A 10,691-nucleotide genomic window follows, 5' to 3' on the forward strand; every position below is an offset into this window, starting at 1 on the left:
TTATTTTTTTTTATGTTGAGTAACGAACCCTTTTTGTGGCGAGGAGCAGGGGAACACGCCTGTCTGCTGCTACATGGATTGGGGGGCGGTGTTTACGAGTTGCAATGGCTGGCAGAGCGGCTGTTGGCGGCTGGCCTGACGGTGCAGGGATTTAACTATCCCGGCCATGACAGTGCTCCGCATCGCTTACACGACCGCCGGTCTGCCCACATGCCCCCTTCCTGCTGGACGGAGTGGTACGGGCGGGCTTTGGAGCATTATCTGGCTTTGCAGCAGGAGTATCCCCGCGTTTCCTTGGTGGGCTTTTCCACCGGCTGTCTGCTGGCTTTGCACCTGGCTTTTGCCCATCCCATCCATAAATTGGTGCTGCTGGCGCCATTTTTCGCCATTCGCCACCGCTGGTACTATCTTTTTCGCCCTGAGCAGTACCTGAACAGCCTGGGTTGGCTATTGAAGGAGGTGCCCCGCCTCAGCTTGCCGATTCGGGATGGGGACGCTCGAGCCTTGGCAGAAAGAACGGCCTATTTCCGCAGCTTTAATCTGTCGGCGGTGCGCAGCGCCCTCGAGCTCATCGAGCGGGTCAAGGGAGAGGTGGCCGGCATCCGGGTTCCCACTCTGATCCTGCAATCTCGCCAAGATACAGTAGTGGATCCTGAACAGGCAGCGTGGCTCTATCAAGAGCTGGGATCCGAGGAGAAGATCTTGCATTGGCTGGAGCACTCCGACCACATCCTCACTTTGGACGGGGAGCGGGAAACGGTGTTTGCCCAGGTTTGCGCCTTTCTCAAACGGGATCCCTCTGCGCCCGGATCAGCGTAACCCCTTGCCAAGCACCGCGGGCATCGTAGTCTCGGCTCAAACGCAAGAGACAGTGGCAGTCTTCCGGCTGCGGAAACCAGCTCAGGCTCACCGAAAAGCTGCGATCCCGGTGGGCGGTAGGGATGGGCAAGGGATCCGGCCCGCCAATCCACAGCCCCCCAGGCAAGGGATCCCAGTTACTCAACCACTCTGCCCCCGAGGAGTCCACCTCGGCTTCGGCAAACCGGCCCTCAGCAACCGTAAAGCTCTGGGCGATCCCCCGCCATCTCCCCTGGAGGCAGGCTCTCAGCTGCTCTCTGCTCAGGGGTGCACAGTCTGCAACGGGATCCAAAGCTTGGCCGCGCCGCTCCAGGATCGCGGTTACCTCTACCAGACGACCTTGGGCATCCCACTGTTGCACCAGCCGCGCCTTGCGATCCCCCCAGAGAAAGCCCTGCTCGACGGCAAAATCACTAAACGGCGCCAGCTGCAGCCGCCCATTGGAAAAAGATCCATCGGGGAAAAAGCGCAATCCCGGCGAGAAATCCTGGTAGACCCAGCTCTGGGAGCTTTCGGGAGTGGGGGATCCCTGTAGGGGGTAGTAGGCGTTGGTTTGGCGGATCGCGCTCCCTGCCGCCGGACTTCCTGAAGAAGAGGATGGAGCCAAGGCCTCAAAGGTGATGAGGCTGCGCTTTTGGCCCCCCAGCTCCCAGCCGCCGGCGGTGGGTCGATAGTTGGAGAAGAGGCCGTGCCACACTCCCAGGTGGAGAGCCAGACATTGTTTTTGGGTTTTCATGAAGCAATGTGAAGCTAAGATTGTGAGGACGTAACGCTGGAGAGCAAGACCTATGGGGAAGAAGCTCCGAGGTGGCATTTTACTGATTTTGGGGTTTATGCTGTCTCCCCTTTCCTGGTGGAATGACTTGTTTTTCAACCTGCCGATTGCCTATGGGTTTGGCTACCTTTGTAGCCTGTGGCAGCCACAGTGGTTTTTGGGCGGAACCCTCGTGGGGTACTGGCTCTCCAACTTGATAGGCATTCTCATGATGCAGTTTGGCGCTACGGATGTCGTCGAGAAAGGCGAGAAACCCCGCAATATGAAACGCGATCTCTTGATTGGGCTGGCTTCTTCTACCGCCTATACTTCGGCAATTGTTGGGCTGCTTCAGTTTCACCTCGTCGATATCAGCGCCATCTTCCCTATTTCTTAACCCTATGCCGCTGGCAATTTTCTGGGCAACTTTAGTCGAAGGGATCCTCGCTTTTGTTGCCACCCATATCGACGACTTTTTCTTGCTGGTTCTGTTGTTTGCCCAGGCGCAGCTGCAACCCCTGTGGAAGGGCTGGCACATTTGGCTGGGAGGCTACTTGGGCTTGGCAGGGTTGATCCTGCTCAGCTCTCTGGGATACCTGGGGGGCCTGCTGTTGCCGCCACCTGCGATTGGGCTGCTGGGGTTGATCCCGATTGCGGTAGGCGGTTGGAAATTGTGGCAACCTGAGCTGGAAGAAGCCCTGGAAGAAGAGCTGGAAGAACTGCAAGAGCGCCCAACCCAAAAGGCTTGGTCAGTTTTTTTGCCCCCACCAGCCCTGATGTCCATGCTCCTCACCTTTGCCAATGGTGGAGATAATGTCAGCCTGTACGTTCCTCTGTTTGCCGGCAGCACCCCTCCTCAGTTGGCCCTTTTTTCCACGATCTTTTTTCTGATGAATGGATTGTGGTTTGCAGTGGCTCAAAAACTGACAATGCAACCTGAAGTAGCCAAGGTTTTGGCCGAGCGGGGAGAGCGCTGGGTGCCCTGGATTCTCATGGGCTTGGGGGTGTGGATCCTGTTCAAAAATGAGACTTGGAGATGGCTTCTGTCTTAGATCCCAAGATCTCAGCTGAGCTCCCGATCGCAAGAGCAGGATGGAGTTCTCTCGAGGCTTAGTCGTTGTGTCGGTCTAGGGAGGGATCCCAGTCCAGATCTTCGTGGCGGTGCTCCCGTTCCCAGCGATGCACCCAGTCCCAAATGCGATAGTGCTGCTCGGCGGTGAGTTGCTTGGGATCTTGGGCCAAAGCGGCAGCCTCTTCCGGGGTGAGCAAAGCAGCCAGGCTGCCGATCTCCACCAAATAGCGGCGTTCTTCCGCAGTGGTGTGGGACTGATTGAGCCGTCGAATTAAACGACGTAAAGTGGCTACATCTTGACTCATAAGCCGATAGGAAAGAATCGACGAGCATCTAAGCTGGTAAGAACAGTTTAAGAGCAGAATCATCAAAATCACCAAAAGAAAACAGTCCAAATTGTCTGCCCAATGCTCCTCTAATCCTCAAAGGATCCCAGAATGCGCACTTCCGGCTCCAAAAGCACCGACCATTGTTGATAGACCTTTTCCTGGGCCAAGCGAATCAAGCGGTAAATGTCCTTGGCACTCGCCTGATGGCAATTGAGGATGAAGTTGGCATGGCGCTCTGAAATTTGGGCCCCACCGATGCGGTACCCCTTCAAGCCGACCTGCTCGATTAGCCAGCCGGCAGGGTGAGACTCTGGGTTGCGAAAGACGCTGCCACAACTGGGCAAATGATAGGGCTGAGAGCTTAGGCGTTGGTTGAGGTAGCGCTGGGTCTCCCATTGCACTTGGGCCGGATCCCTGTCTGGGATCAACTGCAACGTGGCCCCTGTCACCGTCCAGGGGGAGTCCTGTAGGCGAGAGCGGCGATAGCCAAATTGCAGATCGGCAGGTTCTAGGCGGCAGGGCTCTTGTTCCTCGTCCAAAATCTGCACTTCCACCAGCACATCCGCCATGGCGCGTCCGTGGGCACCCGCATTCATCACCACGGCTCCCCCCAGGGTGCCCGGGATCCCGATGGCCCACTCCAAACCGCTCCAGCCTTGCTTGGCGGCTGCCCGCGACAGATTGACCAAAGGCTCTCCGGCAGCGGCCCAAATTCTCCCCCCTTCCAGCAGTTGCATCCCGCGCAGACGGCGGGTACCGATCACCAGCCCCTTCAACCCCGCATCGCTGATGAGCAGATTGCTACCTGCCCCCAGCAGCGTCGTGGGGATCCCTTCTGCTCGCGCCCAAGCCAAACACTGCTGCAGCTCCAGATGGCTACGGGGCTCACAATACCACTCCGCTTTGCCGCCCACGCGAAAGGTGGTCAGAGGAGCCAACGGGATCCCCGATTGAATTCGTCCAGATAGCAGAGCCGCCGGCCCGCGGGGGAGAAGCCTGTCTTCAGCGGTAAGACTTGCCGCCTCAGACTCACAGGAACCGTCCCGCTGAGGCACCACCGGAGCCGTCGTCATGATTCAATACCTCAGAAGCAGCTATCTTTTCAGCTGAAGTTTGGATTTTTGGCTTGCCCAGGCTGTTCCCTCACCTGAGCCGCATATGCCCGCATCGTAGCGATTATCTGCTGATTTAGGTCCCCTGCGCCCAAAAAAACGGCGAGATCTCCAGGCTGCAAAACAGACGTCAGCACTCCCGGCAATTGCGGCAAAGACAACACATAGCGCACATGGGGGTGGTGCTCCGCCACCGCCACGGCCAAACGCAAGCTGTCGGAACCCTCAGGCGCCGGCTCTCCCGCTCCATACGTAGGCACGATCACCACCACGTCCGCCTCCCCAAAGCAGCGGGCAAAATCCTGGAACAAGGCAGCCAAACGGCTGTGGCGATGAGGCTGAAACACGGCCACCACCCGCCGCTGTTGCAGACGGGCTGCCTGCAGAGTGGCCCGAATCTCGCTGGGATGGTGGGCATAGTCGTCGATAAAGGTGACTTCTTCCACCTCGCCTTTGACTTCAAATCGCCGCTGCACCCCTCGAAACTCGGCCAGAGCCGAGGCAATCACCGCAAACTCCAAGCCCAACTGCCGCCCCACGGCGACCGCCGCCAGGGCATTGCTGAGGTTATGGGACCCCAGCACCTGCAACTGGAGCTGGCCGAGCAGGGATCCCCTTTCCCAAATCTCGGCGCAGGTGAAACTGGCAGTGTAGAGGATTTGGCGAGCTTGGTACTGGGCTTGGGGATGACCGGTCAGGCTGTAGCCCACATCCACCCTCAGGTGAGCCGCCACGTTGGGACAGTCCAGACAGGCCACCAGGGTTTGGCTTTGCTGCCCATACTGTTGAAAAGCCCGGATCACCTGCCCCAAATCGGCGTAGTGATCGGGGTGATCCAGCTCAATGTTGGTGATCACCCCAATCTTGGGATAGAGCCGCACCAAGGATCCATCCGACTCATCCACCTCGGCCACCCAATACTCCCCCTTGCCCAGACGGGCATTGCCATCCCAGGCATCCACTTCCCCGCCGATAATCAAGGTGGGATCCCAGCCCGCCGAGAGCAACACATAGCCGATCATGCTGCTGGTGGTGGTTTTGCCGTGGGTGCCGGCCACCCCAATGCCAGAGCGACGGTTAAACAGAGCCGCCAACAAGTCTGCCCGGTGCCAAACCGTCAATCCCTTGCCCAGGGCAGCAGCCAATTCTGGATTGGTGGGGCGAATGGCGCTGGAATAGACCACCTGGGGATCCCCGACCAATCCCTCCGAGCTGTGGCCCTGAAAGAAGCGCACCCCCAAAGCTTCCAGGCGGCGGGTACGGCCATTGGCGACAATGTCGGATCCCGAAACGCGAAACCCTTGCTTAGCCAGAATATAGGCCAGAGCCGACATCCCCACTCCACCAATGCCCACAAAGTGATAGGTGGACAGCAAGGGATTTAAGGGATCCAAATGCAGGGGCAGAGGCTGAGACGGAACCGGCAACGGCGGGATGGGATCCCCTCCTCCAACTGTTTCCACCATCGCAACTCCACCCCACTCCTAAAACCGCCACACTCCAAAAAAAGGACTGCGTTCTGCTGACTACAAACAGGTTCGAACAGGCCACATCATATCAGGAATCCCCAGAGCTAGGTAGGCTGCGCCCCACCGGTTGCCGTGATCTGCCGGCACCTTGGGGAACCCACAGGGGGTGAAAATACGGTGAGCACAAGCAACACAGAATACAGCTGGACATTTTCATCCCAAAAACTTTACACTTATTTAAGAAAAAGAGGCGGCGTTTGTCGTCTGCAAAGCCACAGCGGGTAAAAGGCCATGAACCCACGAGCGCTTTGGTCGCTGGCAGGAGTCGGGCTGCTTGGTTGTGCGGGTCTGGCATGGCTGGGATTGAGCCAACAGGGAGCCACACAGTCGGTATCGGGAAGTGCAGAGGCAACGGTGGAAATGCGGCTGCCTCCGCAAGTTGGTGCTTTGGGTCGCCTGGAGCCGGAGGGGGAAGTGCTGCGCATTGCCGGTTCCCCCGGAGAACGGCTGGGAGAGCTGCTGGTGGCCGAGGGGGATCGCGTGGTGGCAGGCCAAGTGCTGGCCCGCTTGGAAAGCTACGCCGAGCGGTTGGCGGAGCGAGAGTACGCTGCCGCCCAACTTCAAGAGGCCCGCGCCCGGTTGCAGGCCGAGACCCGTTTCAGTCAGGCCCAAATCCAAGAGGCACGCACCCGCCTCAGCCGTCTGGACGAGCCGCAACAGATGCAAATCCGCTCCCAGGAAGCGGTGGTGGAACGTATCCGGGCAGAACTGGCCGATGCCGAGGCCAATCTGGCCCGCTTTCAGGAGCTCTGGCAGGAAGGAGCAATCTCGCAACAAGAGCTGGATCAACGCCGGCTGCTGGTGCGGCAACGACAGGAGGACTTGCGGGCTGCCGAAGCCACCCTGAGCCAACTGCGCCTGGCCCGCGAGCGGGATCTGCTCAATGCCCAAGCCCAAGTCCAAGCTGCCGAGGCGGGACTGAGTCTGGCCCAAGCCCAAGTCCAACTGGGATCCCTGGCCCGCAATCTGGAACTGGCAGAAGCTCGCCTAGAGCGCACCCTCATCCGCGCTCCCCGTGCTGGACAGGTGCTCAAGATCCACACCCGCCCTGGAGAGGTCATCCCCGCCGGCGAGGGCATTCTCGAGCTGGGCAACACCGACCAGATGATGGTGGTGGCGGAAGTCTACGAGACGGACATCTTGCGGGTTCGGCCAGGCCAGCAGGCCACCATTAGCAACCGCGCTCTGCCAGAAACCCTGCAGGGCCGAGTGGAGCGGGTAGGCCTGCAGATTGGCAAGAAAGATGTGCTCAACACCGACCCAGCTGCCGATGTGGATGCCCGTGTGGTAGAGGTGTATATCCGCCTGGATCCGGAGAGCAGCGCCCGCGTGGCTGGCCTGACCAACCTGCAGGTGAATGTGGCCATCGATGTCGAGGGGTAGGCTCAGCCCATGTACAGCCTGTTCAGTGTGGCTTTTATCGCCCATCGGATCCCGTTGGCCTGGCTGCAGTTGACGCGGGAGAAGATCCGCCTGCTGGTGGCCCTGGCGGGCATTGCCTTTGCTTGCATCTTGATGTTCATGCAGTTGGGCTTCCAAGACAGCCTGCTGGAAAGTGCCATCCGCTTCCACGTGGCCCTGAAGGGAGAGATCTTCCTGGTCAGCCCTCAGTCCAACGCCCTGATTGCCATGAACACCTTCTCCCAGCGGCGACTCTATCAGGCTTTGGGCTTTGAGGGGGTGCGGGCCATCTCGCCTGTCTATGTGGGCTTTGCCCTCTGGAAAAACCCAGAGACCCGCCGTACCCGCAGCATTTTTGTGGTAGGAGTGGATCCCTCGGCTGATCTGTTGGACTTGCCGGAACTAACACCGGACAAGCTGGAAGAGATCAAAAAGGCGGACGTGGTGCTTTTTGACCGCCGCTCCCGCAGCGAGTTTGGCCCCATCCCAGAGTGGTTTGAGTCCGGGCGAGAGGTGGTTACTGAGGTGGGAAACCGCCGCGTCCAGGTGGGGGGCCTGTTTGAGATGGGGGCCACCTTCGGAGCCGACGGCACCATCCTCACCAGCGACCTCAATTTCCTGCGCATTTTTCCGCAGCGGGGGCGTGGCCTGGTGGATATCGGCGTGGTGCAACTCCAGCCGGGGGTGGATCCGGATCCCTTGGTGCGGCAGATGCGAGCTTTGCTGCCGGAAGATGTGCGGGTGCTCTCACGGGCGGAGTTTATCGATATGGAGCAAACCTACTGGGAAGAGGGCACAGCCATCGGCTTTATTTTCGGCCTGGGGGTGGGCATGGGCTTTATTGTCGGCATTGTGATTGTCTATCAAATTCTCTACACCGATGTGTCGGATCACCTGGCGGAATATGCCACTCTCAAAGCCATGGGCTATACCGATACCTACCTGCTGGGGGTGGTATTTCAGGAGGCGCTCCTGCTGGCCGGCTTGGGGTACATTCCTGCCTTTGCCCTGTCGGTTTTGCTCTACGATTTGACGGCCAATGCCACGTTGCTGCCTATTGCCATGACCTTCAACCGGGCAGTGCTGGTGCTGGGGCTGGCGGTGAGCATGTGTTTCATCTCAGGAGCGATTGCCGTGCGACGGCTGCGGGCAGCCGATCCTGCCGACATTTTCTAGAGTTTTGGCTGTGGGCAGGGCGCCGGGGCGTTGGTAAGTCAATAGTCTGCCAAAGGGGATCGGATGGATGGTGAAGGGTTTGAGCTAGGCTGTCTAAAAACTTCTGGGATCCTCATCAACGCTCTCCGGCCAAAGGTTTCTAAATGGTCTCATCTCAACGCTCCAAATGACGGCCTAAGTGGTCAATGAGTTGTCAACGCAAAGTTTTGAGATTTTGAGTTTCCTATGCTGACTCCTCTTCTCGATCAAGCTGCCCTTGCTTCTGCCCAGAATGCCGTTGAGCCAGTGGTGAAAGCCGAAGGTGTAAACCACTATTTCGGCGAGGGATCCCTGCGCAAGCAGATTCTCTTCGACATTAGCTTTGCCCTGCAGCCAGGGGAGATCGTGCTGCTGACTGGCCCTTCCGGCTCCGGCAAAACCACCCTGCTGACGCTGCTGGGGGCCTTGCGCTCGGTGCAGGAGGGCAGCTTGCGGGTGTTGGGACAGGAGCTGCGGGGAGCTCAGCCCAGTACTCTCATTCAAATCCGCCGCCAGGTCGGGTACATTTTCCAAGCCCATAACCTGCTGCGCTCGCTGACGGCAGCTCAAAACGTGCGCATGGCTCTGGAGCTGCACAACGGCCTTGCTCCTCAACAGGTGCAGCAGCGGGCAGAGGAAATGCTGGCGGCAGTGGGCCTAGGGGATCGCGTCCACTCTTACCCTGAGCAGCTTTCGGGAGGACAGAAACAGCGGGTGGCCATCGCGCGGGCCTTGGTCAGCCATCCCAAGCTGGTGCTGGCGGACGAGCCCACGGCAGCCCTAGATAGTAAGTCGGGCCGCGAGGTGGTGACCCTGATGGAGAAGCTGGCGCGGGAGCAGGGCTGCACCATCCTCATGGTGACCCACGACAACCGCATCCTGGACATCGCGGATCGGGTGCTGCACATGGAGGATGGCCGGCTGGAGAGCCAAGGGGTTGCCTAGCTTTGCCCAGAGCAGGCGTGGCGGCGGTACCAGTCGATGGTGCGCTGCAGCCCTTCCCGCAAGCCGACTTTGGCCACAAAACCCATCCTCTCTCGGGCCTTGGAGACATCCAGACAGCGGCGGGGTTGGCCATTGGGCTTGTCCGTTTGCCAGCGGATCTCTCCCCGGAACTCCATCAGCTCGCAGATGAGGGCAATCAGATCCCGGATGGAGATCTCTTCACCGGTGCCCAGGTTCAAGGGATCCGCCCCGTCGTAAAGCTGGGTGGCCATGACAATGCCGCGGGCCGCATCTTCAGCGTAGAAAAACTCGCGGGTGGGGCTGCCATCCCCCCACACTTCGACGTAGTTTTGGCCCCGTTGCTGCGCTTCGTGCACTTTGCGGATCAAGGCTGGGATGACGTGGGAGCTTTCGGGGTCGAAGTTGTCCATGGGGCCGTAGAGGTTCACCGGCAGGAGGTAGATGCCGTTGAAGCCGTACTGCTGCCGGTAGGCCTGCAGCTGCACCAGCAGGGCTTTCTTGGCGATGCCGTAGGGGGCGTTGGTCTCCTCTGGGTAGCCGTTCCAGAGATCCTCTTCCTTGAAGGGAACGGGGGTGAACTTGGGATAGGCGCAGATGGTGCCCACGCAGACAAACTTCTCCACCCCGGCCAGGTAGGCGGCGTGGATGAGCTGGGATCCCATAATGAGGTTGTCGTAGAAGAGTTCTGCCGGCTTGGCTTGGTTGAGGCCGATGCCACCCACGTGGGCGGCCAAATGGATGACGATCTCCTGCCCTTGCACCACCTCTTGGCAGACTTCCCAACGGCGCAGATCCTGGGTGCGGGAGCGCGGGATGCGCACCTGCTCCGGCTTTACCCCCAGCACCTGCAACTGTTGCAGCACATGTTTGCCCAAAAAGCCGCTGCCCCCTGTGAGCAAAATGCGCTTCTGGCTGAGATCGACGGAGCTGGGCAAGCTGTTGGGCATAGATCCGACGCAGAGAACTCCCGGCTTTCATTATGCGGCAGAGGGGATAGCCGTATTTCAGCTTACTAGCGCAGGAGCCCCGCCCTCTGTCCGTAGGACGAGGGTCGGGAGGAATGCGGAGTTACGATACAACCATGACCCAAGTCCTGACCCTTTCCTGCAAGCTCAAGGTGTCCCAGTCGCAAGCCGCAAAGTTGGACGCGACCTTGGATGCCTTCGGCCAAGCCTTGAACTGGGTCAACCAAAACACACCCGAGAAAGTCGCCAACGCCGTTAAACTTCAATCTCTGGGCTACCACCAAATCCGTGCCCGGTTCGGCTTGTCCAGTAACTTGGCTCAGCAGGTCTGCAGACGGCTGGCAGGTGCCCGTAAGGTCGCCCGACAGAAAAACCGCCCGGTCAAAGCGTTCAAGGGGGGCTTTGCGACCTATGACGCTCGTATCTTTTCATTTCGCGAGAAAGACTGGACGGTGTCGCTGACCACGGTGGAGGGTCGAGAACGCTTTGAGCTGGCGATTGGTCATTACCA

Annotated in this window: 11 protein-coding genes and 1 pseudogene; 7 read left to right on the forward strand and 5 right to left on the reverse strand. The window is 59.3% G+C overall.

Annotated elements, in window-relative coordinates; genetic code table 11:
* The first annotated feature begins 12 nt into the window (after nucleotides 1-12).
* Nucleotides 13-819, forward strand: coding sequence for an alpha/beta hydrolase (locus NW816_RS10540; protein ID WP_414409125.1), 807 nt, complete (start codon nucleotides 13-15; stop codon nucleotides 817-819).
* Here the strand turns inward: NW816_RS10540 and NW816_RS10545 are convergent.
* A complete protein-coding gene (locus tag NW816_RS10545; RefSeq protein WP_414409126.1) occupies nucleotides 785-1,594 on the reverse strand; it encodes a DUF3598 family protein in 810 nt (269 codons plus the stop codon). The genes NW816_RS10540 and NW816_RS10545 overlap by 35 nt on opposite strands.
* 52 nt (nucleotides 1,595-1,646) lie before the next feature.
* Between NW816_RS10545 and NW816_RS10550 the strand changes: the two genes are divergently transcribed.
* Together NW816_RS10550 and NW816_RS10555 are read left to right on the forward strand one after the other, a co-directional pair.
* On the forward strand, nucleotides 1,647-2,009 hold the full coding sequence (locus NW816_RS10550) for a hypothetical protein (protein WP_414383331.1): 363 nt from the start codon (nucleotides 1,647-1,649) through the stop codon (nucleotides 2,007-2,009).
* Nucleotides 2,010-2,013: 4 nt separating this feature from the next.
* Complete coding sequence (locus NW816_RS10555) at nucleotides 2,014-2,664, forward strand: cadmium resistance transporter (protein WP_414383329.1); 651 nt, start codon at nucleotides 2,014-2,016, stop codon at nucleotides 2,662-2,664.
* Between the two features lie 58 nt (nucleotides 2,665-2,722).
* Here the strand turns inward: NW816_RS10555 and NW816_RS10560 are convergent, their stop codons facing one another.
* The 3 genes from NW816_RS10560 to murC all read right to left on the reverse strand — a co-directional run bounded on the left by NW816_RS10560 (nucleotide 2,723) and on the right by murC (nucleotide 5,552).
* Nucleotides 2,723-2,989, reverse strand: a complete 267-nt coding sequence (locus NW816_RS10560) for a hypothetical protein (protein WP_041436475.1) — start codon at nucleotides 2,987-2,989, stop codon at nucleotides 2,723-2,725.
* Nucleotides 2,990-3,099: 110 nt separating this feature from the next.
* Nucleotides 3,100-4,086: a UDP-N-acetylmuramate dehydrogenase gene (gene murB / locus NW816_RS10565; protein WP_414409127.1), complete on the reverse strand. Its 987-nt coding sequence runs from the start codon at nucleotides 4,084-4,086 to the stop codon at nucleotides 3,100-3,102.
* A gap of 29 nt (nucleotides 4,087-4,115) precedes the next feature.
* Complete coding sequence (murC, locus tag NW816_RS10570; RefSeq protein WP_414409130.1) at nucleotides 4,116-5,552, reverse strand: UDP-N-acetylmuramate--L-alanine ligase; 1,437 nt, start codon at nucleotides 5,550-5,552, stop codon at nucleotides 4,116-4,118.
* Nucleotides 5,553-5,885: 333 nt separating this feature from the next.
* Here murC and NW816_RS10575 point away from each other — a divergent pair, with 333 nt between their 5' ends.
* The 3 genes from NW816_RS10575 (at nucleotide 5,886) to NW816_RS10585 (ending at nucleotide 9,194) form a co-directional block, all read left to right on the forward strand.
* Nucleotides 5,886-7,037 (forward strand): ABC exporter membrane fusion protein, encoded by a 1,152-nt coding sequence (locus NW816_RS10575; protein WP_414329074.1) that lies wholly within the window; start codon nucleotides 5,886-5,888, stop codon nucleotides 7,035-7,037.
* A gap of 9 nt (nucleotides 7,038-7,046) precedes the next feature.
* Nucleotides 7,047-8,231, forward strand: coding sequence for an ABC transporter permease DevC (gene devC / locus NW816_RS10580; RefSeq protein ID WP_011433169.1), 1,185 nt, complete (start codon nucleotides 7,047-7,049; stop codon nucleotides 8,229-8,231).
* A 225-nt stretch (nucleotides 8,232-8,456) separates the two neighbouring features.
* Nucleotides 8,457-9,194, forward strand: coding sequence for a DevA family ABC transporter ATP-binding protein (locus NW816_RS10585; protein WP_414355769.1), 738 nt, complete (start codon nucleotides 8,457-8,459; stop codon nucleotides 9,192-9,194).
* Here the strand turns inward: NW816_RS10585 and NW816_RS10590 are convergent.
* Nucleotides 9,191-10,162 carry a GDP-L-fucose synthase family protein gene (locus NW816_RS10590; protein WP_414409128.1) on the reverse strand — a complete coding sequence of 324 codons (972 nt, stop codon included), beginning with the start codon at nucleotides 10,160-10,162 and terminating at the stop codon, nucleotides 9,191-9,193. The two genes, NW816_RS10585 and NW816_RS10590, sit on opposite strands and share 4 nt — an antisense overlap.
* A gap of 134 nt (nucleotides 10,163-10,296) precedes the next feature.
* On the opposite strand from NW816_RS10590, the pseudogene NW816_RS10595 reads away from it, so the two are divergent.
* A pseudogene (locus NW816_RS10595) lies at nucleotides 10,297-10,691 on the forward strand (RNA-guided endonuclease TnpB family protein); the annotation flags it as partial.

Origin of the sequence: Synechococcus sp. W55.1, from assembly GCF_047461655.1 — a bacterium.
Classification (GTDB): Bacteria; Cyanobacteriota; Cyanobacteriia; order Thermostichales; family Thermostichaceae; genus Thermostichus.